28 protein-coding genes, 2 tRNA genes and 1 riboswitch are annotated in these 26,040 nt (G+C 58.1%); of the genes, 15 read left to right on the top strand and 15 right to left on the bottom strand.

The window, feature by feature from the left end:
• Positions 1-155: 155 nt before the first annotated feature.
• Positions 156-262: riboswitch (TPP riboswitch) on the top strand.
• Positions 263-300: 38 nt separating this feature from the next.
• From ACP15F_RS14095 to ACP15F_RS14085, 3 genes are read left to right on the top strand one after another with little or no spacing between them, the layout of a single operon-like run.
• Positions 301-1,290 (top strand): thiamine ABC transporter substrate-binding protein, encoded by a 990-nt coding sequence (locus ACP15F_RS14095; RefSeq protein WP_424941457.1) that lies wholly within the window; start codon positions 301-303, stop codon positions 1,288-1,290.
• On the top strand, positions 1,266-2,825 hold the full coding sequence (locus ACP15F_RS14090) for a thiamine/thiamine pyrophosphate ABC transporter permease ThiP (RefSeq protein WP_424941456.1): 1,560 nt from the start codon (positions 1,266-1,268) through the stop codon (positions 2,823-2,825). The genes ACP15F_RS14095 and ACP15F_RS14090 overlap by 25 nt, the downstream gene beginning before the upstream one ends.
• Complete coding sequence (locus tag ACP15F_RS14085) at positions 2,812-3,522, top strand: ATP-binding cassette domain-containing protein (protein WP_424941455.1); 711 nt, start codon at positions 2,812-2,814, stop codon at positions 3,520-3,522. Before ACP15F_RS14090 ends, ACP15F_RS14085 begins: the two co-directional genes overlap by 14 nt.
• Before the next feature lie 417 nt (positions 3,523-3,939).
• Here the strand turns inward: ACP15F_RS14085 and ACP15F_RS14080 are convergent, their stop codons facing one another.
• The 6 genes from ACP15F_RS14080 to ACP15F_RS14055 all read right to left on the bottom strand — a co-directional run bounded on the left by ACP15F_RS14080 (position 3,940) and on the right by ACP15F_RS14055 (position 8,480).
• The gene (locus ACP15F_RS14080; protein WP_424941454.1) at positions 3,940-4,737 is read right to left on the bottom strand and encodes a cytochrome c1; all 798 of its coding nucleotides are present in this window, start codon (positions 4,735-4,737) and stop codon (positions 3,940-3,942) included.
• Positions 4,738-4,751: 14 nt separating this feature from the next.
• Positions 4,752-6,065, bottom strand: a complete 1,314-nt coding sequence (gene petB, locus ACP15F_RS14075) for a cytochrome b (RefSeq protein ID WP_424941453.1) — start codon at positions 6,063-6,065, stop codon at positions 4,752-4,754.
• An 11-nt stretch (positions 6,066-6,076) separates the two neighbouring features.
• Positions 6,077-6,643: a ubiquinol-cytochrome c reductase iron-sulfur subunit gene (gene petA / locus ACP15F_RS14070; protein ID WP_424941452.1), complete on the bottom strand. Its 567-nt coding sequence runs from the start codon at positions 6,641-6,643 to the stop codon at positions 6,077-6,079.
• A gap of 282 nt (positions 6,644-6,925) precedes the next feature.
• Positions 6,926-7,528 carry a glutathione S-transferase gene (locus ACP15F_RS14065; protein ID WP_424941451.1) on the bottom strand — a complete coding sequence of 201 codons (603 nt, stop codon included), beginning with the start codon at positions 7,526-7,528 and terminating at the stop codon, positions 6,926-6,928.
• 3 nt (positions 7,529-7,531) lie between these two features.
• Positions 7,532-7,822, bottom strand: a complete 291-nt coding sequence (locus tag ACP15F_RS14060; protein WP_424941450.1) for a hypothetical protein — start codon at positions 7,820-7,822, stop codon at positions 7,532-7,534.
• Positions 7,823-7,871: 49 nt separating this feature from the next.
• Positions 7,872-8,480, bottom strand: coding sequence for an FMN-binding negative transcriptional regulator (locus ACP15F_RS14055; protein ID WP_424941449.1), 609 nt, complete (start codon positions 8,478-8,480; stop codon positions 7,872-7,874).
• Between the two features lie 227 nt (positions 8,481-8,707).
• Between ACP15F_RS14055 and ACP15F_RS14050 the strand changes: the two genes are divergently transcribed.
• Entirely contained in the window at positions 8,708-9,496 is a 789-nt protein-coding gene (locus tag ACP15F_RS14050; RefSeq protein WP_424941448.1) for an FkbM family methyltransferase, read from the top strand.
• A gap of 95 nt (positions 9,497-9,591) precedes the next feature.
• On the opposite strand, the gene mtaB is transcribed toward ACP15F_RS14050, so the two are convergent.
• The gene (mtaB, locus tag ACP15F_RS14045) at positions 9,592-10,854 is read right to left on the bottom strand and encodes a tRNA (N(6)-L-threonylcarbamoyladenosine(37)-C(2))-methylthiotransferase MtaB (protein ID WP_424941447.1); all 1,263 of its coding nucleotides are present in this window, start codon (positions 10,852-10,854) and stop codon (positions 9,592-9,594) included.
• 1 nt (position 10,855) lies between these two features.
• On the bottom strand, positions 10,856-11,692 hold the full coding sequence (dapF, locus tag ACP15F_RS14040) for a diaminopimelate epimerase (RefSeq protein ID WP_424941446.1): 837 nt from the start codon (positions 11,690-11,692) through the stop codon (positions 10,856-10,858).
• A gap of 110 nt (positions 11,693-11,802) precedes the next feature.
• Between dapF and ACP15F_RS14035 the strand changes: the two genes are divergently transcribed.
• The 3 genes from ACP15F_RS14035 (at position 11,803) to ACP15F_RS14025 (ending at position 14,198) form a co-directional block, all read left to right on the top strand.
• Positions 11,803-11,878 (top strand) — tRNA-Lys (locus ACP15F_RS14035).
• Between the two features lie 154 nt (positions 11,879-12,032).
• Positions 12,033-12,419, top strand: a complete 387-nt coding sequence (locus tag ACP15F_RS14030) for a hypothetical protein (protein WP_424941445.1) — start codon at positions 12,033-12,035, stop codon at positions 12,417-12,419.
• Between the two features lie 363 nt (positions 12,420-12,782).
• Positions 12,783-14,198, top strand: a complete 1,416-nt coding sequence (locus ACP15F_RS14025; RefSeq protein ID WP_424941444.1) for an autotransporter outer membrane beta-barrel domain-containing protein — start codon at positions 12,783-12,785, stop codon at positions 14,196-14,198.
• 187 nt (positions 14,199-14,385) lie between these two features.
• Here the strand turns inward: ACP15F_RS14025 and ACP15F_RS14020 are convergent, their stop codons facing one another.
• Genes ACP15F_RS14020 through ACP15F_RS14010 form a run of 3 tightly spaced genes read right to left on the bottom strand, consistent with a single transcriptional unit; the run spans position 14,386 to position 15,496 of the window.
• Positions 14,386-14,577: a hypothetical protein gene (locus ACP15F_RS14020; protein ID WP_424941443.1), complete on the bottom strand. Its 192-nt coding sequence runs from the start codon at positions 14,575-14,577 to the stop codon at positions 14,386-14,388.
• Entirely contained in the window at positions 14,577-14,789 is a 213-nt protein-coding gene (locus tag ACP15F_RS14015) for a hypothetical protein (RefSeq protein ID WP_424941442.1), read from the bottom strand. The genes ACP15F_RS14020 and ACP15F_RS14015 overlap by 1 nt, the downstream gene beginning before the upstream one ends.
• Positions 14,786-15,496 (bottom strand): hypothetical protein, encoded by a 711-nt coding sequence (locus ACP15F_RS14010; RefSeq protein WP_424941441.1) that lies wholly within the window; start codon positions 15,494-15,496, stop codon positions 14,786-14,788. The genes ACP15F_RS14015 and ACP15F_RS14010 overlap by 4 nt, the downstream gene beginning before the upstream one ends.
• Positions 15,497-15,924: 428 nt before the next feature.
• Here ACP15F_RS14010 and ACP15F_RS14005 point away from each other — a divergent pair, with 428 nt between their 5' ends.
• Both ACP15F_RS14005 and ACP15F_RS14000 read left to right on the top strand, forming a co-directional pair.
• Positions 15,925-16,932 (top strand): hypothetical protein, encoded by a 1,008-nt coding sequence (locus tag ACP15F_RS14005; protein WP_424941440.1) that lies wholly within the window; start codon positions 15,925-15,927, stop codon positions 16,930-16,932.
• A 198-nt stretch (positions 16,933-17,130) separates the two neighbouring features.
• Positions 17,131-17,607 carry a YqhA family protein gene (locus tag ACP15F_RS14000; protein ID WP_424941439.1) on the top strand — a complete coding sequence of 159 codons (477 nt, stop codon included), beginning with the start codon at positions 17,131-17,133 and terminating at the stop codon, positions 17,605-17,607.
• A 71-nt stretch (positions 17,608-17,678) separates the two neighbouring features.
• On the opposite strand, the gene ACP15F_RS13995 is transcribed toward ACP15F_RS14000, so the two are convergent.
• Positions 17,679-17,754 (bottom strand) — tRNA-Thr (locus ACP15F_RS13995).
• A 176-nt stretch (positions 17,755-17,930) separates the two neighbouring features.
• Between ACP15F_RS13995 and ACP15F_RS13990 the strand changes: the two genes are divergently transcribed.
• Positions 17,931-19,163 (top strand): urate hydroxylase PuuD, encoded by a 1,233-nt coding sequence (locus tag ACP15F_RS13990; RefSeq protein ID WP_424941438.1) that lies wholly within the window; start codon positions 17,931-17,933, stop codon positions 19,161-19,163.
• Positions 19,164-19,181: 18 nt separating this feature from the next.
• On the opposite strand, the gene ACP15F_RS13985 is transcribed toward ACP15F_RS13990, so the two are convergent.
• The 3 genes from ACP15F_RS13985 to ACP15F_RS13975 form a co-directional block, all read right to left on the bottom strand.
• The gene (locus ACP15F_RS13985; RefSeq protein WP_424941437.1) at positions 19,182-20,657 is read right to left on the bottom strand and encodes a heme biosynthesis protein HemY; all 1,476 of its coding nucleotides are present in this window, start codon (positions 20,655-20,657) and stop codon (positions 19,182-19,184) included.
• 10 nt (positions 20,658-20,667) lie between these two features.
• Positions 20,668-21,954: a COG4223 family protein gene (locus ACP15F_RS13980; protein ID WP_424941436.1), complete on the bottom strand. Its 1,287-nt coding sequence runs from the start codon at positions 21,952-21,954 to the stop codon at positions 20,668-20,670.
• Between the two features lie 69 nt (positions 21,955-22,023).
• On the bottom strand, positions 22,024-22,719 hold the full coding sequence (locus ACP15F_RS13975; RefSeq protein WP_424941435.1) for a uroporphyrinogen-III synthase: 696 nt from the start codon (positions 22,717-22,719) through the stop codon (positions 22,024-22,026).
• A gap of 78 nt (positions 22,720-22,797) precedes the next feature.
• On the opposite strand from ACP15F_RS13975, the gene tsaD reads away from it, so the two are divergent.
• From tsaD to ACP15F_RS13950, 5 genes are read left to right on the top strand one after another with little or no spacing between them, the layout of a single operon-like run.
• A complete protein-coding gene (tsaD, locus tag ACP15F_RS13970; protein WP_424941434.1) occupies positions 22,798-23,904 on the top strand; it encodes a tRNA (adenosine(37)-N6)-threonylcarbamoyltransferase complex transferase subunit TsaD in 1,107 nt (368 codons plus the stop codon).
• Entirely contained in the window at positions 23,901-24,848 is a 948-nt protein-coding gene (locus ACP15F_RS13965; protein ID WP_424941433.1) for an NAD(P)H-dependent glycerol-3-phosphate dehydrogenase, read from the top strand. Before tsaD ends, ACP15F_RS13965 begins: the two co-directional genes overlap by 4 nt.
• Complete coding sequence (locus tag ACP15F_RS13960; protein WP_424941432.1) at positions 24,849-25,121, top strand: YciI family protein; 273 nt, start codon at positions 24,849-24,851, stop codon at positions 25,119-25,121.
• Positions 25,121-25,537 carry an EVE domain-containing protein gene (locus ACP15F_RS13955; RefSeq protein WP_424941431.1) on the top strand — a complete coding sequence of 139 codons (417 nt, stop codon included), beginning with the start codon at positions 25,121-25,123 and terminating at the stop codon, positions 25,535-25,537. The genes ACP15F_RS13960 and ACP15F_RS13955 overlap by 1 nt, the downstream gene beginning before the upstream one ends.
• Positions 25,538-25,589: 52 nt before the next feature.
• Complete coding sequence (locus ACP15F_RS13950; RefSeq protein WP_424941430.1) at positions 25,590-25,979, top strand: DUF1761 domain-containing protein; 390 nt, start codon at positions 25,590-25,592, stop codon at positions 25,977-25,979.
• Positions 25,980-26,040 lie beyond the last annotated feature (61 nt).

Here is a 26,040-nt window from a genome sequence, read left to right as displayed (position 1 = left end):
GCCTTTTCGATTGCGTCATGGCTGGCACTACGAATTCGCAAAACAGGCATTAGGGCAAATGAGGTTTCTTTTCAGCGGTTTGCACAGAGGCAGCGAGGCCCGCGCAAGGCTGCCCGTCAAATCTGCTTGCCAATCGCTCGTTCATTGTGCACGAACGGGGCACCTCGGGGTGCTGTGACACCACAGCTGAGATGCGCATCTGCGCGGACCCGTAGAACCTGAACCGGCTAACACCGGCGGAGGGAAGGTGATTTGGATGTCCCAAATGCCCCCATCCGTTCGGCGCATATGGAGGACCCAATGAAGACAGCCCTTTCATTTGTCGCAGGACTTGCTTTGACCACGACCGCAGCCGTTGCTGCGGATAAACCCGTGTTGCAAGTTTATGCTCCTGATTACTTCGCATCCGAGTGGGGGCCCGGCCCCTCGATCGAGGCGGGCTTTGAAGCCCAGTGCGCCTGCGATCTGGAATTCGTCACCGGCGACGTGATGCCCCGCTTGATGCTTGAAGGCGAGCGCACCGAAGCAGATGTTGTGATCGGCTTGAACACCGACGTCACCGCCCGCGCCCGCGCTTCTGGCTTGTTTGCCCCGCACGGGCTGGACGTCAGCGGTCTGACCCTGCCCGTCGATTGGACTGACGACACGTTCGTGCCGTTCGATTACAGCTATACCGCCTTCATCTATGACAACACCAAGATCACCGACGCACCGACCAGCTTTGACGCGCTTCTGGCGATGCCCGACGACACCAAGATCGTCATTCAGGATCCGCGCAGCTCGATCTCGGGTCTGGCACTGCTTTTGTGGGTGAAATCGGTCTATGGCGACAAAGCTGACGAGGCGTGGGCCAAGCTGAACCCGAAGATCCTGACCGTCACCAAAGGCTGGTCCGAGGCCTACGGCATGTTCACCGATGGCGAAGCCGACATGGTCCTGTCCTACGTGACCTCGCCCGCCTATCACATCATCGCCGAAGAAGACCTGACCAAATCGGCAGCGATCTTTGACGAAGGCCACTATCTGTATGTGGACCTCGTGGGCAAGATCGCGAACACCGATCAGCCCGAGCTGGCAGACGCCTTCATGGCCTATGTGCTGAGCGAAGAGTTCCAGTCTGGTATTGCCACTTCGAACTGGTCGTTCCCGTCGAAACTGGCCACTGACAAGCTGCCTGAAGGCTTCGCCAACCTGCCTGTACCCGCCAAGGCGCTGGTCTTCTCGGAAGAAGAGGCCGAGGCGATCCGCAAGCCGGCTCTGGACGAATGGCTCGCCGCCGCGTCCAAATAAACTCTACCACCATCCTTGGCGCCTTGGCGCTTGGGGTGGTGGTCTGCCTGACCCTTGGCACGCTGATCGCGGTTGCGATGCGGGCCGAGGGTGCGGGCAGGCTTGGCCCGGCTGATTGGGCCGCCATTCGGTTCACGCTGTGGCAAGCAGCCCTGTCGGCTCTTCTCAGCATCCTTCTGGCCATCCCCGTGGCCCGCGCTCTGGCCCGGCGCAGCTTTCCCGGTCGTTCTGTGCTGATTACCCTTCTGGGTGCCCCTTTCATTCTTCCAGTCATCGTTGCCATCCTGGGCCTGATCGCTGTCTTTGGCCGCACGGGTCTGATCTCTCAGGTTCTGGGGTGGTTCGGGTTCGAGCCGATCTCGGTCTATGGCTACCACGGCGTGATCCTCGCCCATGTGTTCTTCAACCTTCCGCTGGCAACACGCCTGATCCTGCAAGGCTGGCTGGCCATCCCGTCGGAACGCTTTCGGCTGGCGGCATCCCTTGGCATGGGCCCATCTGACATCACCCGCACGCTGGAACGCCCCATGCTGCGCGAGGTCGTGCCGGGCGCATTCCTTGTCATCTTTCTGATCTGCCTGACGTCCTTTGCCGTCGCGCTTGCCCTTGGTGGCGGGCCGAAAGCCACCACCGTGGAACTCGCGATCTACGAGGCCTTCCGTTTCGACTTCGACCTTGGCCGCGCATCACTGCTGGCACTCGTGCAATTCGCCTTGGGCGCGGCGCTGGCTCTGATCGCGCTGCGCGTCGCCATGCCCTCTGACATGGGCGCAGGGCTGGACCGCGCTGTGACTCGCTGGGACGACCGCCCCGCGCTGTTGGTGCAGGACATCGCCGCAATCACGCTGGCCACGCTGTTCCTGTTGCTCCCCTTGGGTATGGTCGTGCTCGACGGCCTTCCCCGCCTTTTGCACCTGCCCGATGTCGTCTTTGGCGCCGCCCTCCGATCGGTCATCGTCGCGCTAGTTTCTGCCGCGCTGACACTGGCCCTGTCCCTGCCCATCGCCGCCCTTGCCGTGCGCCACAACTCGCGCGTGGTCGAGGCGTTGGGCTATCTGACCATCGCCGCTTCCCCGCTAGTCATCGGCACGGGGCTGTTCATCATCACCTTCCCCTTCGTGAAGCCATCCGACCTTGCGCTGCCTATCACTGCGGTGGTGAACGCGGCGCTCAGCCTACCCTTCACCCTGCGCGCGCTGGTGCCTGCCTTGGCCGCAGTGGAACGCGACTTCGGCTCGCTGGCCGATGGGCTGGGCATGACCGGTTGGACCCGCCTGCGCCACCTGTGGCTGCCCCGCCTGCGCCGCCAGATGGGGTTCGCGCTGGGTCTGGCCGCCGCGCTGTCTATGGGCGACCTTGGCGTCATTGCGCTGTTTGCCGATGGCGACAACGCCACCCTGCCCCTGCAGCTGTTCCGCCTGATGGCGGCCTATCGGATGGAGGACGCCGCCGCCGCCGCGCTGTTGCTCTTGTCCCTGTCGCTACTGCTATTCTGGATCTTCGATAAAGGAGGTCGCGTGAATGCTGACCGTTGACACCATGCGCATCGAAATGGGCGATTTCAGCCTTGCCGGGGACTTCAAGATTGCCGCCGGACCGCGCGTTGCCGTGCTTGGCCCGTCTGGCGCGGGGAAATCCACGCTGCTGGCGGCCATTGCTGGGTTCCAACCGCTGGACGCGGGGCTGATCCTCTGGAACGACACACCGATGCCCAAAGACCCCGCCGCGCGCCCAATCAGCATGGTGTTTCAGGACAACAACCTGTTCCCGCACCTCACCGTCGCGCAAAACGTGGGCCTTGGCCTACGTCCAAACCTGCGCTTGTCGGTTGAGGATAACTCCCGCGTCGCAAACGCCCTGACCCGCGTGGGGCTGGAGGGCATGGGAGACCGCAAACCCGCGCAGCTGTCCGGCGGCCAGATCGCTCGCGTCGCGCTGGCTCGCGTCCTTATGCGCGACCGCCCGGTGCTGCTGCTGGACGAACCCTTCGGCGCGCTTGGCCCTGCATTGAAAGCCGAAATGCTGGACCTAGTTCGCACGCTGCTGGACGAGACCGGCGCAACCCTTCTGATGGTCAGCCACGCCCCCGAAGACGCCCGCGTGCTGTGTGATCAGGTGGTGCTGGTGGCCGATGGGGTGGCCCATGCGCCGGTTGCGACGGAGGAGATGTTTGATAACCCGCCGGAAGTGATGAGAGAGTATTTGGGTGACAGCACGGGGCTAAAGCCTTGAGCTGTCTCTATTTACAGAATTAACTATTTTAGGTTGATCTTGAGGTGTTGACTGATGACGGTGTAGGATAGTCTACAATGATCTGAACGCACAAAGGTAAATCAAAATGCTCAACAACATTGGCCTGCCGGGACTAATATTCTTGGTGCTAGTTATCGGCTTACCGGTTTGGCTCATTCGTCGCTCAAGCAAAAGAAAGTCTATAGAACGAACGCGTATCGCGGATGCGCTTGAAGAGATCGCCAAGTCAAAGGCTGACGGGAAGTAAAACTAATAACTAAGCGACGCAGTTCGACGTTTTTGCGGTCATTCGTTAACTACACTGGACGTTCCGTAAACATCGACCTGCAGATCTTTCTGTACTCACAAAAAAAGGGCGCCCTAAGGCGCCCTTCTCTATTCCATCAAACCCAACGCTTAGGCGTCGAATTTCTTGCCCTTGTGCGGGGCCCAAAGCTTCTTGTTCGTCAGGTAAAGAAGCGAGGTCAGCAGGACCAGCATCAGGACCGAGATAAAGCCAGCTTGTTTGCGGGCCATCATCTTGGGCTCGGCAGTCCACATCAGGAAGGCAGAAACATCTTCGGCCAAATGGTGGACCGAGTTGTTGTGACCGTCGTCATAGTCGACCGAGCCATCTTCCAGCTGCGGAGGCATCGAGGTCCAGCCACCCGGGAACACGTCGTTTCCGTTCAGGTACTGGCCAGCGACTTCCTGCTCTTTGCCGTTAAAGCTGGTCAGGAAGGCTGCGATGTATTCAGCGCCACCCATACCTTTAACCAGCTGGTTGATGCCGGTGCCAGCAGGACCGTGGAAGCCAGCGCGGGCTTTGGCCATCAGCGACAGGTCTGGACCCATGCCTTCACCTGATACGGTCGGGAAGAAGTCAGCCGGCACGCGAGCGCGGTCGTCATCCAGTTCCGGATCGTAGATGGTGAAGTTTTCGGCTGCATAGGCGCGTACTTCGTCCTCGGTGTACTCGGGGCCACCTTTGTCCGACAGGGTGCGCAGCGGAACATAGCGCAGACCGTGACAGGCCGAGCAGACCTCGGTGTACACTTTCAGGCCACGACGCAGCTGTTCCTTGTCGTACTTGCCGAACGGACCTTCGAACGAGAAGGCGACGTCATGGACTTCGCCGCCAGCGCCAGCGGCCTGAGCCGCGCCAGTGGCGAGACCCAGAGCGACGATCGCGGATGCTGTGAGTTGTTTGATCATTGTTCTCAATCCTCTCACTCGGCTGCGCCGGGATAGTGGGCGTTGAAGTCTTCCTCGATCGTTGCCGGGGGGGTGGTCGGTTTCTCGAACAGACCCAGCAGCGGCAGGATGACCAGGAAGTAGGCGAACCAGTAGGTCGACCCGATCAGCGAAATCCAGTCATGCGGGAAGTTCGTGTCACGAGCGCCAACCCACATCAGAACGACGAAGTCGATCAGCAGCAGGCGGTACCACCATTTGAAGGCAGGGCGATATTGACCCGAACGTACCGACGAAGTGTCCAGCCAAGGTGCCAGAGCCATCACGATGATGGCGCCGAACATGGCCAGCACGCCGAAGAATTTCGCGTCGATGATGCCACCAGTCAGGAAGCTGACCAGCTGCACAACCCAAACGTCCGCGGTGAAAGCACGCAGGATCGCGTAGAACGGCAGGAAGTACCATTCCGGAACGATGTGTGCAGGCGTCGCCAGAGCGTTTGCCTCGATGTAGTTGTCGGGGTGACCCAGATAGTTGGGCATGAAGCCGACGATTGCAAAGAAACCAATCAGGATCAGACCCAGCGCGAACAGATCTTTGATCACGAAGTAGGGCCAGAACGGCAGGGTGTCTTTCTTGGCTTCTTCTTTCGAACCACGGCGAACCTCAACACCGGTCGGGTTGTTGTTGCCCGTGGTGTGGAAGGCCCAGATGTGAACGGCGACAAGCGCGGCGATCACGAAGGGCAGCAGGTAGTGCAGCGAGAAGAAGCGGTTCAGCGTGGCGTTGTCCACAGCAGGTCCGCCCAGCAGGAAGGTCTGCAGCGGTTCGCCGATGAACGGGATCGCACCGAACAGGCCGGTGATAACCGTTGCGCCCCAGAAGGACATCTGACCCCAAGGCAGAACGTAACCCATGAAGCCGGTGGCCATCATCAGAAGATAGATGATCATGCCGACGATCCATGTGATCTCGCGGGGTGCCTTATACGAACCGTAGAACAGGCCACGGAAGATGTGGATGTACACAGCCAGGAAGAACAGCGACGCGCCGTTCATGTGAATATAGCGGATCATGTGACCGCCGTTCACGTTACGCATGATGTGTTCGACCGAGGCAAACGCCAGATCAACATGCGGGGTGTAGTGCATCACCAGAATGATACCGGTGACAATCTGCATCACCAGGCAGAACGCCAGTACGATGCCCCAAATCCACCACCAGTTCAGGTTCTTCGGGGTGGGGATCATCAGCGTGCCATAGGCAAGGCCGACAATGGGCAGACGCTCGTCCAGCCACTTTTCAAAGCCCGACTTGGGCTCGTAGTGATCGTGAGGAATTCCAGACATGTAAGCCTCCCTTATCCCAGTTTGATCGTCGTTTCGTCGACGAACTCGGCGACGGGAACGGGCAGGTTTTCAGGTGCCGGACCTTTGCGGATACGGCCCGAAGTGTCGTAGTGCGAGCCGTGGCAGGGGCAATACCAGCCGCCAAACTCGCCAGCGCCGTCGCCCAGAGGCACACAGCCAAGGTGGGTACACACACCCATCATCACCAGCCATTCGCCAGCTTCGTCCATCGCGCGGTTTTGGTCGTCAGCCGACAGGGCCGCATCGCGGTTGTCGTTACGAGCAAACGCGTCGATCAGGTTGTCAGCGTTGTTGTCTGCACGAGCAACATCGATTTCTTCCTGAGTACGGCGGCGGATGAATACCGGCTTGCCCAGCCATTTCACGGTGATCTGGCTGCCGACAGCGACGTCAGCAATATCAACGCGGATCGAGCTGAGCGCCCGAACATCGGCAGAGGGGTTCATTTGATTGACGAGCGGCCAAACAGCAGCACCAGCCGTTACGGCTGCGGCGCCACCGGTCGCATAGTAAAGGAAATCCCGGCGGGTTCCTTCGTGGTCGTCGGCGTGTGACACGAGCGCATCTCCCTAGCTAGGTTGCAATATGGCAACCGACACGACTGAAGACCGCCTTTGCAAGCGGTCCGTTTCGCGGCTGTTTAGCTAAGGAAACGCGCTCAGTCCAGAAGTCATTAGGGCGCAGGGGGTGGTTTTCAAGGATATGGTACCCGGAAAACATGCTGCAGGTGCATTGTTGGCGCGAACATCCAAAAAATTGCAGATATTTTTTTTAGCTTAGCGCAAAATATATAAGGCTGCGCCTGACTCCCATCTGCAATCTGACACGTGAGTCGCCCTTTAAATCGGCTTCGTCGCCTTCATGCTTTCCCGCTCGCAGAACACTGCAAACCAGTCGTCCAGAGCGTCACGCCCCTTGCGCCAGCCGCGGGCGTCGTGGCGGAAATCCAGATAGCCCAGCGCGCAGCCGACAGAGATCTGACCCATGTCGAGCGGACCAGACAGGTGGCTCATCCAGCGGGTGTTCAGCGCGTCCAGCGCGCCTTCGATTTTGCCCCATTGGCCTTCGATCCAGTCATCGAACCGCATCCCTTCGGGGCGCAGGCGAAGTTCGTAAGTCATCAGAACGGCAGCATCCATAATGGCATCCGCCGTCGCCTCAAGCGTCAGGATATCCCAAATCTGGTTCTCGGGATAAAGCTTCCCACCACTACGGGCATCCAGAAAACGGGTGATCACCCTGCTGTCATAAAGCGCAGGGCCATCGGGCCGGATCAACGCCGGGATTTTCGACAAGGGATTCGCGGCTGTCACTGCCGGATTGGGGGCTGTGGGCAAGGTCGCGACTGTGACCTCTTCTACGTCGCCTTCCAGACCGGTCTCTCTCAACAACACGCGCACTTTGCGCGCAAATGGCGACGGGTCAGCCGTAATCAGTTGCATGGCTTATACTTTCCTAAAGCGGATACGGGTTAGGCCAACGGCGTCAATTTCAACCCCCGGTCCATTTTCCCCAAGACGGATCACCCGACGCATCCGCGCGGTGGCGTTCACTTGCTCGTGCTCGGTGGACTTCTCGCGTCGCGCGGTCAGCCCATCAGGCGCCTCGTCCAAAGCGTCCTCGACTCGCTGATCCCGCCGCCCACGTTCAACTGAACGGGCGATGGCATAGGTGGTCAGGGCGACAGCGCCGTAGCGCAGCGCAACGGCAGCAATTGGGGCGAGCGGTAAAGCCATGAGATTCTCCTTACTTAGAAATGTAGGGAGGCAAGGGGCTTATGTCCACTTACGCAGGCGGTTCGCCCATCAGCTTTGCAATTTCGGCAAGCTCTTGCCCAAAGCCCGTATGCATCTGTGCCGCCGCCGCTTCACGTACCGGGTCGTCCTTGTTCTGGCCCAACTTCCATGTGCCGTCGATGGTTTCGACCTCAAGCCGCATGGGGACGATCATCCGCTCCATCTTGGCGATCACCTCGGGTGTCATCTTGTCGAAGGTCCACGGGGCTTTGCCATCGATCCGCGCCTCATAGGCCGCCGCCTGCCGCACCAGAATGTCATGCAACGCGTCTTGCTCCAGCGGCACCAATCGCCCGCGCAGATGTACGGCGACATAGTTCCATGTGGGCACCTGATCAGCGACCCCGTACCAATCGGGCGAGACATATCCATCAGGGCCAGAGACCGCGATCACCGCATTCACTTCCCCCACACGTGCGATAGGGTTCGAGCGGACCAGATGGAATTCGGCCAGGGTTCCATCGTTAGAAAGAAGAAACGGGATGTGAGACAGCAAAGGCGCATCCCCCGCCACGCAAAGCGTCCCAAAGGCGCGGGACTGGGCGAAGGCGATGTTCCCATCGCGTGGGCTGCCGCGAAAGGCGGGGTTCGGGTGCATGGCTGATCCTTTGGCTTGCTGCCAACAGGTGATCAGACAACCAGCTGTTTGTCCACGATCCGTGTGGGCGTTTCGGTTCCAACCTACCATTGATCTATCAGCAAACGGATGACTAACATCTTGCCTTCGTTAATCCAATCAGGCCTTAATGCAACCCAGGCGATATGCGGCGCGCGCAATATACATGCTGCATTGCAGAATAGATTTTTAACAAGCAAGGCCGGAAAATGGATTCACTGGACGAAAAGCTCGACAAGCTGATCTCGATTACGAATGCTGTCGCCAACAGAATGGAAGACATGCTTCAACTTCAACGTATTTCGCTCCTCGAGGATGGGCATGTTTTCAACTTCCTTTACAATGATGAGGAAGTCAAAATGAGCCTTCCACACGCTGATCGTGACTTTATTCAGAAGGCAATTTTGAGATCAGGAACGTTCTATGAAACTCGACAGCTAGAGCTTCTTTATCAAAAAGCCGGGATCGAAAATGGCAGCATCATTTATGATGTCGGCGCCAATATCGGAAACCATAGCCTTTTCTTTGCTCTGATGTTTCAGCCTTCGCGGCTCGTTTCTGTGGAACCCCAGAAATCCGCCAATCGTACGTTGCAAGAGAATATTCGCCTTAACGACATTCAAAACAGCAGCGTAGCTAGCTGCATGCTCGGAAGCGTGGAAGGAGCAGGATCAATCACGGCATATGCTGCCCGCAATACCGGCGCGACAGCCTTCAAAGAAGACACCGATGGCAAATTTGACATGCGAACACTGGATTCCTTGATCGATGAGGAAACCGGTGGAGCTGTGGACTTTATTAAGATCGACGTTGAGGGGATGCACATTGAAGTCCTGTCAGGTGCAAAGAAGACATTGACCGAGGCACGGCCCAAGATCTGGATTGAACTGCGAGAGTTTAAGAGTGAGTTCGATGCAGCCGCCGAATTCTTAGCCGATTTCGGATATCGGCAAAGTCACAAGCTTGGGGCTCACGATTTTATGTTTGAACCATCGTGATCTAGTTTGGCCTTGCGACCCTAAACAATGTCTTTCATCACAAGAAACCGGGAAGTCCCTCAACAGTGTGAGATTACTTCCTGGATCAACGGTGATCAGACAACCAACTGTTTGTCTACAATCCGCGTGGGCGTGGCTGTGATCAGCGCGCCCTCGATCTGAGGGGTATCGAACACAACCTCGGCGAAATGGGCGGTGCGGCCCATTGTGGGGTTCTCCATCAGGATCTGATGTTCCTTCCCGATTTGCGCTTTAAGATGCCTCTGTACTTGTGCATCGCCAGCCGCCCGCAGACGCGCCGCGCGGGCCTTGATCACATTGCCATCAACCTTGCTGGGGATTTTCGCGGCAGGCGTGCCTTCGCGTTTCGAGTACGGGAAGACGTGCAGCCATGTCAGGTCGCAATCTTCGACCAGCTTCAGGCTATTTTCGAAATGTTCGTCAGTTTCAGTTGGGAAGCCTGCGATAATATCTGCGCCAAAGGTAATCCCGGGGCGCAGCTTGCGCGCCTCTTCACAGAAGGCAATCGCATCGTCGCGCAAATGGCGACGCTTCATCCGCTTCAGAATCAGGTCGTCCCCGTGCTGGAGGCTCAGATGCAAATGCGGCATCAATCGTGGCTCGGACGCAATGGCCAGCATCAGATTCTCGTCCGCTTCAATCGAATCAATCGAGCTGATGCGTAGGCGCGGCAGATCTGGCACCAGTCGCAGGATGCGCATGACCAGATCGCCCAAGCGCGGCTCTCCGGGCAGGTCAGCCCCCCAACTGGTCAGGTCGACCCCAGTCAGCACAACTTCGTTGAAGCCACGATCCACAAGTCGCTTGATCTGATCGACCACAACGCCTGCCGGTACAGACCGCGAATTTCCGCGGCCATAGGGAATAATGCAGAAAGTGCAGCGGTGATCGCAGCCGTTCTGAACCTGTACGTAGGCGCGGGACCGCGTGCCAAACCCATCAATCAAATGGCTGGCGGTTTCGGTCACAGACATGATGTCGTTGACCTGCACGCGCTCAGTCTCGCCGATCAGATCGGGGGCAAGGCCCGCCCAGGTTTCGGGCGACATTTTCTCGTGGTTGCCGATAACCGCGTCGACCTCGTCCATATTGGCGAAGGTCTCAGGTTCGGTCTGGGCGGCGCAGCCAGTGACGATCACCTTCGCGTCCGGGTGTTCCCGGCGCAGCTTGCGGATCTCCTGACGGGCTTTGCGCACCGCCTCGGCGGTCACGGCGCAGGTGTTCACCACCACAGCGCCTTCGACGCCAGCCTCGTCGGCAAGACGTTTCATCGCCTCAGTCTCATAGGCGTTCAGGCGACAACCTAGCGTCGCAAATACAGGGGGTTTCGCGCCCATCTTACAGCCCCTTCAGAAAGGCTTGCGTCAGCTGGCCGCTATATACAAAGGCCGTGGGGCCGGTCATCCAGACGCCATCCTCGCGCCAATCCAGCGTCAGCCAACCGCCATCCAGCTCCATCCGTACGCGCTTGTCGGTCAGACCGCGCTGATGGGCGGCAACGGCAGTCGCGCAGGCGCCCGAGCCGCAGGCCAGCGTGATCCCTGTTCCGCGTTCCCAGACGCGCATACGAATCTCATCCCGCGAGCGGATTTCGGCGAATTCAACATTAGTGGCTTCAGGGAACAGCGGATCGGTTTCGAAACCCGGCCCGATCCCGGCGACATCCATAGCCTCAGCATCATCTACAAAGAACACACAATGCGGGTTGCCCATTCCGACAGCGACGGGATCTCCTTCCAGCGGCAGGTGCTGCAGGTCCACGTCGCGTGCCAATGGCACTTCCTGCCACGTCAGCTGAGGCTGCCCCATATTCACAGCGACCAGATCACCGTCGGCCCGTGCCTGCAGAATTCCACGCGAGGTCCGGATGGTCAGGGCATCCTTGCCGGTCTGCTCCATCATGTACCGCGCCACGCAACGGGTCGCGTTTCCGCACGCCCCGGCCCGGCTGCCATCCGCGTTCCAGAAATCCAGATCAATATCAGCTACGTCCGAGCTGCGAATCTCGGCCAGCTGATCAAAGCCAACACCTCGATTGCGGTCACCCAGCCCTGCGGCCAGTTCGCGAGAAACAACAGCATCCCGCCCCCGTGAATCAATCATCACGAAGTCATTGCCCGCGCCGTGCCATTTCATGAACTCAAGGGCGTCCGTATGTGTCTGCGTATCAGCCATGAGCCGCGATATAAGCCCTTGGCAAAACTTTTGCCAGAGATCGTGCAGATTCATTCGAAAATGGGGTTGACCCCACCCGCCACTGCCTTTAGTCACCGCGCTCACAGAGTGGGCCGTTAGCTCAGTTGGTAGAGCAACTGACTTTTAATCAGTGGGTCGAAGGTTCGAATCCTTCACGGCTCACCACTTTCACTGAAACATAATGCCGATGACGGAATACCGTCGACGCCGCCGCGCGCATTGATGGGCGCTTGATATGCGTTGGGTCACATCGTATCCAATCAATCGGGTGGAGCGTTTGTATAATGACTCCGGTTTTTCCGAAAATGGGGATGTGATTATGGTTCTTTCGAAGTTCAAGCGCGTCGCGACCGCAATTCTAGTGCTTCAAGCAAGCGCTCAGATGGTACATGCGCATCAGAGCCCCGAACACAACGGGCAGCATGGTGGGCCGATTGTTGCGACCCAACACAACCATGTCGAACTTGTACGTTTGGACAACGAAGTCGCAGTCTATCTCTATGATCTAGACCTGACGCCTCGAAGTGCAGAGAACATCACAATCGAGGCGACATTGGTCGACGGCACATCCCAGACGCAGTTTGATCTGGTGTTCACTCCGCCCAACAAGTTTTCAGCGAAGGGCATTGCTGCCTCGGCATCCGCAACAATCGTTTTGCGCTTGTTCCGTGATGGCGACTTTTGGGATCTAACCCGTCTAAAATAGTGCTCGAGCCGCGTTCATCGCAGAAACCTGTCTCTCTCCCAATCCACCCTTGGTTCGCTCACTCGACTCAACTTTCTACCTAAGGTAATTCAAACTGTAGCAAAAATACCCAAATGGGGTTTTTTGTCCTGCAATCATCACGCCCAGACCCTCTTTTCTTCAAAAGTTAACCAAACGTAAATACAACCAGATTTGGGGGTAACATTTCGATTTTGACGATCTGTTCCGGGCGCGCGCGAAACAAAAACAAAACGTTTATCAAGGCGTATTGAATCTTCTGATTCCTTCCGGACATCTTGTCGATTTTGGAACTCGCACAACGTGCCAATTGGCATGAGTAAACGAGCTTGAAGGAGTTAGGGGATGGCGATTACGCGCACTAAGGAAAAGTTGGACAAAATGGGTGTGTCCGGCTTGCTAAAAAGATTTCAAACATTTGCAGCAGTGGTTGCGGTTGGCCTTGTTGGGGCAACACACGCTTATGCGCACTCAAATCGAGGAATTGCCAACGAAGCAGCATCGAAAGCCACGCTAGACGCGGGTACTTCGATGACCGTGAGCTTTGACTATTCTGTTTATCACATTGGGCACGGACCGACGGCTGCGCCGTGGGAAATCCATCTGGATGGCACCACCTTGCTGGCCTCTGGGTCGAACTCGGCTAGCGGAAACGCCACAAGCCGTTACAATGTAAGTACGACTGTAACATTGCCTGGTACGCTCGCACCTGGGGCACATCAGATCGTCATCACAACTTACGCATCGCCGGGTGGTTCATCCGCAACCGCATTCCTGACGATCGATGTTACGGAGCCCATCGACTTCGTTGGGGTCACGACCGAACAGGTCGCCCAGTTCTCGGAAGCACGCGGTCGTATGATCATGCAAAGCGGTCCCAGCGTGCACCGCCGTGTTGGGCGTCTGGGCAATTCAGGCGGAGCAGCACCAGCGGTCACACGTGGTGGCTCGGCAGCAGAGGGTGAAGGCGAAGGTGGTGGTACGTTCCTTGCAGCGTCCAACATTATTGACCAAACCACACCATATAAATTCTGGGCAGAGGCTTCGTATTCGGATTTCTCGGCAGGACAGATGCAGGGTGATTTCAACATCATCCATCTAGGCTTGGACTACCTTGTAAACCCAGATCTGCTGGTAGGTCTTGGCGTACAGTTCGACCACGCCGAGGCGTCTGGTCCCGGTGGTGCGTCGATCTCGGGCGACGGCTATATGGTCGGACCCTACATGACAGCTCGAATTCACGAGAACCTGTTCTTCGATGCGCGTCTTGCTTGGGGTGAAGCCAAGAACAAAGTGTCGCCCTTCGGCACCTATACCGACGATGTGAACTCGGAACGCTGGCTTGCAACAGCCGCCATCGTTGGCGAGTTCGAGACCGGTGGCTTCACCATTCTTCCCGAAGCTCGCGTGTCTTGGTTCGAAGAAACTACTGACGCCTATCAGGACAACGGTGGCAATCGCATTCCGGCTGTAACGACGTCCTTCGGCTCGTTCGAAGTTGGCCCGACCATCACGCGCGACATTGCCCTGAACAACGGAGCAATCCTGACAGCAAGCCTTGGCGCCATGTCGATCTGGACCTTCGATGTAGACAATGGCGGGGCCGCCGGATCGCTCACCGAGGGCCATTCCGGACGGGTTGAGATCGGGCTGGACTATGACAGCGGGTCGAACTTCCTGGTCAGCGGGTCGGTGTTTGCCGACGGCGGTGACGGCTGGGATTCTCTGGGTGTTTCGATCGGGTTGGACTACACGTTCTGATCTGACAGGAAATCAACTACGAAGGGCGGCCGGTGCAAACCTGCCGCCCTTTTGCTTTGAGCCTGTTATCAAGGGAAGGGAAGTGCCCAGCCTGAAGCCGGTCCATCATGGTGTGGCAATGCCCTTAGAAAAGCAAACAGGCAGAGCTTTCACCCTGCCTGTTGTAATTTCTGAGCCTAGTTCTGGATCAGGACCCGCTGATGAACGGGAACGCCAGGAAATAATACCACTGATACAGCCAGTGACGATCGGATACGTCCGCGCGCGTCACCTCGCACGTGTCTTCCGTGCAATCCCCGTTTGTGCCGTGGGGCAGATGTTGCGCGCTACACGCTGACAGGAACGCGCAAAACCCGATCAGGATGATCTTGCTTCGCATCAGTTCTCCAATTCCTTAACAGCCTCGTCGCGCACCTCGGCGAGGCAGGCTTCGTAGGCACTGGCAAAGCTGTTTTCCAGCAGGTTCTCAAGTGTCACGGGGCGGTCTGCCGCCGCACACGGATCTTCCAGCGTCTGGGTCGGTGTACACGCTGCGGCCACCGTCAGAACGGCTCCGGCCAAAGCAGCGGTCATAATACGTGGCGAGTTCATGTCAGCGCCTCCAACAGAAGCAGGTTCTCGTTAAGATCGGAGATCATGGCAAGCTGGGTCCGCAACTCTTGCTCCAACTGCTTCTGCGCAGCGGGCTGATCGTCATAGATTGGCATGATTTCTTTCAACGCCAATGCGCGCGATACGGCGTGGTTCTTAAACTCGCCCAACTGCGCAACAGTCTTGGTATCAACCGATTGTGCGGGCGCATCCTTGGCCGCATCAATCATCTTATTGGACAAGATCAGATCAAAACGCGTGTTCTTGCTGTCAGTCCGGACCGAGGCAAGAACCTGTTCCAGCGACCAACGGCGGATCAAATAGTTCTTGTGCTCAAGGATCAGGTTCGACGCGACCTGGTTGCCGCTTTCAGCACCAATCATTCCACCGATCACGGCACCGCCCGCTATCAACGCGGGATCCGCGTCGATGATCAAACCGATCAGCGCGCCGCGCAAGGCACCGCCCAAGGCGCCCTTTTGACGCGCATCACGTGTCAGCTTTGCATAGTCGCCGGCGCGTGCATCAACCAGTTCTTGCGCATCTTCGACAGCAAGAAACTGATCCGAGTTCGTGTTCGTTTGCACCTCAGACATCGCCTTGGCAGCAGGCTCTGTCTGACTGTTGGACGTCTCATTGCTTACGCAACCGCTTAGCATCAGCGACACGGCAGCGCCTGCAAGTCCCAATTTTGGCAGGTAGTTCATCCCCAAGATACCCTATCTTCATTATAAGCTTGTACTTTAAACAGTCGTTCCACAGACATACGGAAACAACGCCAAAACACAAGCGTTCAGATTACCCGCTAAGCGAATGTGCGTTAATCCTTTGGTGGAAAATACGGCCATATCATTGATTTCCGCGCAGTTTCGACGCATTCTGCCTAAAATTCTGACGTAATTTCATATTAGGTTTTAACAATGGAGTTATGATCAGACGCCTTTTCGTTCACGTTGGGACGGACGGGCATACAGGTATAGTTGTTGACGATTTACGGATTTTTCTGATGAGTGCGTATCAAGAGCGGCATTTTCCGATTTCGGTTGCCTTTGTCTTTGCAGGGGCAGCATGCCTATTTTTGACGGTTGCAGTCGCTGCATCAAACTTGGTTTTGCCCAACTCCTCTGTTCCCCGAGTGAACTTTTCACAAACCGAACTGGCCTATAGCCCAGCGGACACCGAAGTTGCACCCGCGGATCCTTTGCCTGAAGCCTCTGCACCGGAAATCGTAGCCCCCAAGCCAGAACCGGCGTCACAACCTGCCAAGCCAGCGATCGACTATGTGAACCTTGTCGAACCCGCGCAGGTTCTTGCGGTTTCGGACGGTCTGCCCATACCGCTGACCACTGCTTCCTCACCGGACCTATCACTCGAATTCGCGCCGATCGTGCGTAGCACGGGATGGCAAAGCGCGCGCCCTGCGGACACCTCCGAAATCCTAGCCTCTCTTGGAGATCTCCAATTCTCGCCCCCAGCGATACGCGAAGTTCCGGAAGCCCTGTCCGACCAGCGGGCCAGTGTCGCAGCAAACTTGGTACCAGAGCTGCACTTTGAAGATCTGGCAAACGCGCCGGTTCTGATCGGGATTGATGAGCCGAAGTTGGTGCAGACCGAAACGGCCCATCGGCTTGCTTCCTATGGCCCAACAACCGCTGAAACTCTGTTTCCGAATGTTCTGATTGATCCGCTGCCTGAACAGGCACTTGCGGAAACACTGACCCCTGCAGAGCCCGAAGCCCCGGTTGAAGCGGCCACACTTGATCCCGTGCCGGAACCAACTGCGCCGACCACCGTCGCAGTAGAAACGCCCACCTATGCGCTTAAACCTCAGCCTCGCCCAAAGAGACCGGTCGTCGCCGAGAAGCCGAAAGAAGCTGCGCCCAAGGCTGCTGCGCCCAAAGTCGCAGCAATCAGCGAAGTATCGGTGGCGGGAAGCAAACGTGTGTCAGTCGTAGGCGTGTTCCAAACCCGCTCGGCCGCGTGGGCCCTGCTGGCGCTTGATAACGGCCAGATTGTGAAAGTTACAAACGGCACGAAGCTAAGCACACTGCGTGTCTCGCGCATCCGTGGCGACAAAATCTGGATCCGCGTTGGGAATGCAGAGAAAAGTCTGCGCGCAGGGGATGTTATTCGCGTGAACTAACGGGGCACCACATTGGCTTAACCCGGTGTCCCCAAAACCTGATCCGCCATTTCGTAAATCTGATTGATCGCCACGGGCAATAGCCCCTCGGGTACAGCAGATTCAGGGTTTTGAAGCTGCGGCTAATCCTCACCTCACAAGAATCTCGGCTTGACGACTGGCAGAGTGCTGCGCACACAGGACAAAAGGGAGCAGACAATGAGCACACTTCTTGGCGCAAGCCGCTTTCTGGTCATCTTCGCTGTGATCGGCGCACTTCTGGCGGCGACCACATTGCTTGTCTATGGGTTTATGGCGACTGCTCAGTTGATCTTGAACACCATTCAAGCCGGCGAGTTGACGCGAAAAGTTGCCAAGGGGCTGTCGCTGGAATTCATCGAGATCATCGATCTATTCCTTCTTGGCACTGTATTTTATATCGTCGCTATCGGGCTTTATGAGCTCTTTATCAGCACGAATGTGAAGCTTCCAAGCTGGCTGACGATCAATAATCTTGATGATCTGAAGAACAAGCTGATCGCGGTAGTCATCGTTGTCCTTGGCGTGCTGTTTTTGGGTCAAGTGGTCAGCTGGGATGGCGAGCGCGACCTGCTTGGCTATGGCGTTGCCATTGCACTTGTCATCGGGGCGCTCAGCTATTTTCTGTCGCAGAAATCAGGCGGCAATTCAAAATAACGAAGGGACGCGACACCCGCGTCCAGCCCTTCACGACCGGAACTATCTTGATCCAACTGTGTTTGAAGAAGTGGTGCCGCTGATAGGACTTGAACCTACGACCCCATCATTACGAATGACGTGCTCTACCAGCTGAGCTACAGCGGCCCACATGTTGCCGGGCGACTTCCGCCCCGCAGCGTTGGGGGTTTTAGACCCGACATGATCATTGCGCAAGAGAAAATGGCCCGTCCCGATCTGCACAAAAGAATGGACCTGCCCCCGGTGTTTCAGGTTAGTCTTTGTCTTGGCGCATGGCGCAAACAGCAACGAGGGACAATGAAATGGCAGAAGCCGCAATTTTCTGGGAATGGCTGGGCTTTGCCGTGCGCTGGCTGCACGTCATCACGGCAATTGCTTGGATCGGGTCGTCCTTCTATTTTATCGCGTTGGATCTAGGGCTGCGCAAAGCGCCAGATCTGCCGAAAGGTGCGCATGGCGAGGAATGGCAGGTACATGGCGGCGGGTTCTATCACATCCGCAAGTTCCTTGTAGCGCCCGAAAACATGCCCGAGCATCTGACCTGGTTCAAATGGGAAAGCTATTCCACTTGGCTGTCTGGGGCTGCCCTTATGATGATCGTCTATTGGGTCGGCGGCGAACTTTATCTGATCGACGCGGCCAAAGCTGACTTGACTTTGTGGCAGGGGATCCTGATCTCAGCCGTGTCGCTGACGGTGGGCTGGCTGGTCTATGACACGCTGTGCAAATCAGGGCTGGCCGAGCGCCCGACCGCCCTGATGGTGCTTCTGTTTGTGCTGCTTGTCGTGATGGGTTGGGGTTACAACCAGATCTTCACAGGCCGCGCGATGATGCTGCATCTTGGCGCATTTACGGCGACGATCATGACCGCAAATGTGTTCCTGATCATCATGCCGAACCAGCGTATTGTGGTGAAAGACCTGCAAGAGGGCCGCACGCCCGACGCCAAATACGGCAAAATCGCCAAGCTGCGTTCGACCCACAACAACTATCTGACTCTGCCGGTCGTATTCCTGATGCTGTCGAACCACTATCCGCTGGCTTTTGCGTCTCAATATAACTGGGTGATTGCGGCGCTGGTCTTCCTGATGGGAGTTACGATCCGGCATTATTTCAACTCGATGCATGCGCGGATCGGAAAACCCACATGGACTTGGGCCGTAACAGTCATCCTGTTCATCCTGATCATGTGGCTGTCGACAGCTCCGCTGGAACAAAGCGACTGGGATGAAGAAGAGGCCCGCGAACTGACCCCGACCGAACAGGTCTTTGCCAGCGCGGACGGGTTCGAAGATGTGACCGACATCGTATTGGGCCGCTGTTCGATGTGCCACGCCCGCGAGCCAGGATACGACGGCATCCACCGCGCCCCAAAAAGCGTATTGTTGGAAACCGCGCCGGAAGTCGCGAAATGGGCCAAGGCGATCTATTTGCACTCGGGCCGCACCACTGCGATGCCACCTGCAAATGTCAGCTTCATGGAACCGGAAGAACGCCAGATAATCGTGGCGTGGTATCAGGCGGCAACACAGTAGCGCCGCCTGATCTGATCTTTACGCAGCGGGCTTGTCGTCCGCTTCTTTGACAACTTCACCGTCCAGCACGGTACCTTCGTCATCAGCTTCTTCGACGTCCTCAACCTCGGGCTCGGGCGCGTCGCCGACCACCAAAGGCAGCATTTCCGCTCCGCTTGGAACAGCGCCTTCGGCTTCTGGAGCCTGCTTCCACGCAAGCGTGTCGAACCCATCGCAGTTGTTACAGACCGGCAGCCACGCGGCGTGCACATGGTTGCAGCTTTCGCAAACCCATTGCGGCCCACGCGGTGCCGTCACAGCCCGTGCGAGAACGGCACGAACATCGTGATCCGATGCGCCCTCGCCCCGCTCAATCGCCGCCAGAAGCGTCAGCGCACGTTGGGTTGGCATCGTGTCGGGCAGATCGCCCAGCGCCTTGCGAGCGGCAGGGTAGTCTTCGGCCGAGATGTTCAGCTCGGCCAACAGCATCCGCGTTTCGGGGTTACCATCTTGATGCTTGGTCAGCGCGCGGAAGCGCTTGATCCGATCGGCAGGGGTTTCATCGGGGGCGATGTCAGCAAAAGCTGCGGCCAAATCAGGGTGGGGCTGCGCCGACCACGCTTTGACCAGCACACGCGAGGCGTATCGTGGTTTGCCATCCGCAATATAGCCACGCGCGGCCATTACGGCAGCAGGCACAAGATCGGGGGACAGGCGATTCGCCTCGATCGCGGCGACGCGCGCTTCGACGGGGTTGCCCTCTTTCATCACGCCTTTGGCTTCGGACAGGGCCAGAACCGCATCGCGGCGCTTGTGCACATCACGGGGTAGGGCGCCATACTTCAGCTTGGCACCCAGCGTTTTGCGCGCTCCGGCCCAGTCATTGTTTTGCGCCTGCAGGCCCAACAACACATCCTGCGTTTCCGTATGACGCGGCTTCAGCGCAAAGGCTTTCTCGGCCAACTTCATCGCGGTCTCGGTGTCACCCTCGTCCAGCTTCTGCTTCATGATCCCGCGCACACCGACAAACTGCGTGCGCTCATCTTTCAGTAGACGCTTATAGACCTGAGCGGCCTTACGCTTGTCACCTGACATTTCAGCCGCCTGAGCGGTTAGCAGGTTGGTCAGTTCAGGGCGACGCAGATATTTCTCGGCCCGGGCAGCTTTCGACATCGCGGTCGAACTTTCGCCCGACGCAATCGCCATCATGCCTTCGGCCAAAGCCTCGTATCCCTTCCGTTCACGCGAGCGGTCGAAATAGCGCGAAATCGCGGTTTCATCGCCGTTCACAAAGCGCACAAAGGCGATGATCAGGCCAAACACGATCAGCGCCAGCCAAATCGCAATCACCAGAAGCACGCCGGCAATCACGGCCTGAAGTGGCTCCATATTGAATTCGGTGCCGCCAACGGCGATGCGCACACCACCATCCGTTTCCATGAGGATCCCAGCACCTATCGTCAAAAGCGCAATCGCGGCGATGAACAGGACAATCTTAATCAAAGACCAAAGCATCGGCGTATCCTCAGTTCGTATTCAGTTGCGTGGACAGATCGGTCGCTGCGGCCAAAGCATCGCGGCGCTGCGTTGCGCTTGCGATCCAATCGGCCAGCGCGGGCTGTCCGGCTTCGGGCATTGCCGCCAGTTCAGTCAAAGCGGTGTCCACCTGACCAGCTTTCAACGCCGCTTCGGCGCGCGACAGGATCGCATCCGGATCGTCGCCTTCCTTCGGCTCCAACGACCGTGTGCCCAATTGGGTCCGGAAGAAGGCCGACACCCGATCCATCGAGCCACCCTCAACAGCGGCCCGAATGGCTGCATCCAGAGATGCGCGTGCCGCTTCAGGGAAGCTGGATTGCAGCCCCTGCTGAGTAGCAACGCCATCAGCAGCGATGGACGACAAGGCATCCGGCGCGGCAAGACCAGCGTTCTCCGTCAGATCAAACAGCGCGTCGCCAAAGGGCTGGCCGGTCTCAAGCGCTGCATGAACGCGCGACATGGCGGCGCGTGCACCAGCTGCCCGTGCAGTTTCGGCGGCGGACACTTCCAGTGTCTGTGCGTCTTCTTTCTGGCTGGTGATGCGCGCAAGCTCGGTATCGAGCATCTGGCGCATCTGCTGCAATTCGCGTTCATACGCGGTGGCCGCGGCAGCCGCCGCTTCCATACCCGAGCCCTGGGGCAGTTTCTCAACTGTATGAATGCGGTTCTCAAGCTCGCCCAGCTTGGCGGTCATGCTGTCCAACTGCGTGCGCAATTCGTCCATCGTTCCCGATGTCTCGCCCCGAAGGCGATCCAGCGAGTCATCCGCGGCCAGTGCGTCAAGGCTGTCGCTCTGCGCCGCAGTGCTGCTTTCCAGTCCCGCGATGCGGTCTTGAAGCGCGGCCATTTCGGCAATCACCGGATCCTCGACGGCCTGAGCAAACGGCCACTGATCGGGATAGCGTGCCGCACCAAATCCAAGGGCGGCGACGATGGCACCCCCCAAAAGCATGGGCAAGAAGCTGGACTCGCGCTTCTGTTCAATGATCGGTGCAGGAGTGTCGGAAGCATCGACCGGAATGTCCGCCTTCTCCGGCTCCTTGTCAGAGGTCTCTTCGGCCTCATCTGTCGGCAGGTCTTCGCCCGTTTCGCGATCCGCGTCGTCGGCGCCAGTATCGTTACCCTGTTCGGGTTCCGTCAGGGTCTCGCCATTGGTCGGATCTTCGGGGGTGTTTCCCTGTTCCTCGTCCAGCTTGGTTTCTTCGACGACCACGGCGTCTTCCACCGCTTTCGTCTTTGCCTTGGCTGTTTTCGGAGACTTGGCCAATGTCACGAACCCCTCGAATCTTACTCTAAAATGCTGCAGCTGCGTAGAACAGCCTATCGCCTGCCTTGTCATCGCTCAAGCGGCGTGACCGCCCAACGCTGCGACAATCTCTCTCACCATTGCGTCACCTGTGGGCGTGACAACAATGTCAGCGGGCCAGCCGGTGGCTGTTCGCCACTCGGCCTCGACCGCTTTGCTCATACAAATTACGTGGAGCCGCGGACCCGGTTTCGCAATGGCTTCTACAACCAATCGTGCCGAGCGGGGCGAAAAAAGGGGAAGCAATACGGGGTCTTCCCCTTCCAGAGCAGCCCGAGCCTGTTCGGAAAGAGGCTGTGTGACCTGCGCATAGACTTGATGATCGCGGCAAGCGTGACCCAATGCCGTCAGCCGGGCCGAAATATCGACCGCTTTATGTGATCCACACAAATGTAGATACTCAGCAGATCTGGTCGCCAGCACCTGCAACAGCTCTTCGGCAGTCGTGGCAGTGGTTTGAACCTTCGCCCCTTGCGCCATGGCAACCGATGCCGTCCGCGCTCCGACGCAATGGACGACGACGTCAGACAAATCGCCCCGCACCGCATGCTCGGAACTTAGAATCACCTCAACCCCCTTTGGCAGATCCGGCCACGTCCCGACCGGTTCAATCTGCAGGATCGGCGACAAAATATGCCGCACCGGGCGGCCAAGCGCACTTTCGATCTGATCCAAGACTCTTCGTGCCGCTGCTGGCGGACGCGTCAGAACGAGGGTCGGGGGTTGGGACATAAGGGCGGCCGGGATTGTCTGCGAACTGTCTTGGTGTTACCCCGAGCGGACCCGTCCCCGCAACAGATCGCTTGACCGATGACCAATTCAGATCAACCTCTTACCGTTCTAGGGCTTGAAAGCTCATGCGATGATACCGCCGCCGCAGTGGTGCGTCATCTGCCCGGAGAGGCGCCCGAAGTTCTGTCATCCGTGGTCGCAGGCCAAACAGATCTACACGCGGATTTCGGCGGGGTGGTGCCTGAAATCGCCGCACGCGCCCATACGGAAAAGTTGGATACTTGCGTGGAACAGGCTCTAACGCAGGCTAAAATGACGCTTTCTGACGTCGACGCCATCGCTGTCACCGCTGGCCCCGGCCTGATCGGTGGGGTGCTAGCGGGCGTCATGTGCGCCAAAGGGCTGTCGATAGGTTCGGGCAAGCCGCTGGTCGGCGTGAACCACCTTGCAGGCCACGCGCTAACCCCGCGCCTGACGGATCAGGCGGCATTTCCCTATCTGATGCTTTTGGTGTCGGGCGGGCATTGCCAATTCCTGATCGCCGAGGGTCCGGAAAAATTCAGCCGCCTTGGTGGCACCATCGACGATGCCCCCGGCGAAGCCTTCGACAAAACTGCAAAGCTTCTGGGCCTGCCCCAACCCGGTGGCCCCTCGGTCGAGGCCGAGGCGAGGAACGGCGACCCCAAACGCTTCAAGTTCCCGCGCCCGCTGCTGGATCGTCCCGGCTGCGATATGAGCTTCTCTGGCTTGAAAACCGCCCTGCTGCGCGAACGTGACCGGCTGGTGGCGGAACATGGTGGGCTTCGTGTCCAGGACCGCGCCGACCTTTGCGCCGGATTCCAAGCTGCCGTGCGCGATGTTCTGGCCGAGAAATCACGCCGTGCGCTGAAAGAATACCTGCTACTTAATCCCACACAGCCCACACTGGCCGTGGCCGGGGGTGTTGCCGCCAATATGGCCATTCGTGGTGAGTTAGAGACTGTTTGTGCACAGCACGACACGGCTTTCCTTGCCCCTCCACTGGCGCTGTGCACCGACAATGCCGCGATGATTGCTTGGACCGGGATCGAGCGCTTCCGCGCAGGACATCAAGATGACATGTCCTTGCAAGCGCGACCTCGATGGCCGCTTGACCAACGTGCACCAGCAATGTTGGGATCAGGGAAAAAGGGAGCAAAGGCATGAGCATTTCGGTTCTAGGCGCAGGCGCATTCGGCACGGCTTTGGCCATCTCCTTAGCGCAAGATGGCCGCGCAGTCGGCCTGTGGGCGCGCGATCCTGGCGACATGGCCATCGCACGTGAAAACACCCGCCGCCTGCCAGGCTTTGCCTTTCCCGACAGCCTGACGGTGCTTGATCAGATCGAAGGTGTGCAGACATCGGACATCATCCTGCTAGCGGTTCCGATGCAAAAATTGGCTGGGTTTCTGGCCGAGAATGCGACCCTATTCCAGCACAAGACGCTTGTTGCCTGCTGTAAGGGGGTCGATCTGCAATCTGGGCTTGGCCCAGCCGAAATCATTCAGCGCACCTGTCCCTCGGCCACGCCAGCGATCCTGTCTGGCCCCAGCTTTGCTGTCGATATTGCAGCTGGATTGCCCACGGCCCTGACCTTGGCATGTGAAAATGGCGAAGCGCTGCAAGCTGCGCTGTCCACCAACAACATCCGCGTATATCGCAGCAGCGACCTGATCGGGGTCGAGATCGGTGGCGCCCTGAAGAACGTCGTCGCCATCGCCTGCGGCATCGCGATGGGCGCGGGGCTGGGCGAAAGCGCCCGTGCCGCCCTGATGACCCGCGGCTATGCCGAGATGCAGCGCTATGCGGCCCTAAAGGGTGCGCAGCCGGAAACGCTGTCCGGCCTGTCTGGCTTTGGCGATTTGACCTTGACCTGCTCGTCCGAAAAATCCCGCAACTACAGCTATGGACTGGCACTTGGCCACGGAGATCCCCTGCCGGAAGGCACGACCGTCGAAGGGCGTGCAACCGCCAAAGCAGTCTCTAACTTTGCCCAAAACGCCGGCATTGAAATGCCCATCGCGCAGATGGTTGTCGCCGTGCTGGACAATCAATTGACCATAAACGAAGCTGTCGACATGCTCTTGTCACGGCCGCTCAAGGAGGAATGAATGCTTGTAGCCGTCATCTGCACTGACAAACCCGGTGCCATCGAAACCCGCAAAGCCAATCGCGAGGCGCATCTGGCCTATATCAAGGACACCGGCGTGGTCGCGCAGGCAGGTCCGTTTCTGGACGCCGACGGTATGATGTGTGGATCGCTTCTGGTGCTGGACGTTGATGACATGGCCGACGCACAAGCCTGGGCCAATGGCGATCCCTATGCGAAGGCCGGTCTGTTTGCTGATGTCCGCATCGAGCAGTGGAACCGGGTGGTTGGCTAATGGCGTACTGGCTGTTCAAATCCGAAGTCTCGACCTGGAGCTGGGACCAACAGGTCGCCAAAGGGGACGCGGGCGAGGAATGGGACGGCGTACGCAATTATCAGGCGCGCAACCACATGCGCACGATGAAAGTGGGCGATCTCGGCTTCTTCTACCACTCGCAGAAGGAAAAAGAGATCGTCGGCATCGTCGAGGTGATCGCGGAAAGCCATCAGGACAGCACGACTGACGACGAGCGCTGGGATTGCGTGGACATCAAGGCCGTACGCGCCCTGCCAAAACCCGTGACGCTGGCCATGTGTAAGGATGACCCGCGTCTGGCCGATATGGTGTTGGTCAACAACACACGCCTGTCGGTTCAACCCGTCACCGACGCCGAATGGGCCATCATTCTGGAACTTGCGGGCGACGCTTGACAACCTCTTGCCCTGCTGATCGCATGAGATCAGTCGAACAGGAGGAAATCATATGTTGGAAGTCATCGTTGCCGCCGTTGCGGGCTATGCTTTCGGTGCAGTCTGGTACATGACGCTTTCAAAACAGTGGGTTGAAGCCTCGGGTATCCAGACCGACGACCAAGGCAAGCCACACAACGCATCCGATCCGAAACCCTATATCGTGGCCTTTCTGGGGGCTGTCGTCGTCGCTGGAATGATGCGGCACATGTTCAGCATGGCAGGCATTGATGGTGCGGGCAAAAGCATGATCGCCGGGTTGGGGCTTGGGCTATTCGTGGTCGCCCCATGGATGATCAACAATGTCATGTTCAGCGATCGCTCGAAGTCATTGATCTGGATGGATGGGGGCTATGCCGTTGGGGGCTGCACCGTCATCGGGCTGGTTCTGGGCGTGATGTGAGAAACAAGAAGGGGCCCGACGTCTCGGACCCCTTCCTCACCCCACGTGCTCCCTCAGCACC

It is taken from the genome of Aliiroseovarius sp. S253 (assembly GCF_049800855.1).
In the GTDB taxonomy this organism is placed as follows: domain Bacteria; phylum Pseudomonadota; class Alphaproteobacteria; order Rhodobacterales; family Rhodobacteraceae; genus Aliiroseovarius.
Note: the sequence above shows the minus strand (reverse complement) of the source record. Positions and strands in the feature narration are given on the sequence as shown.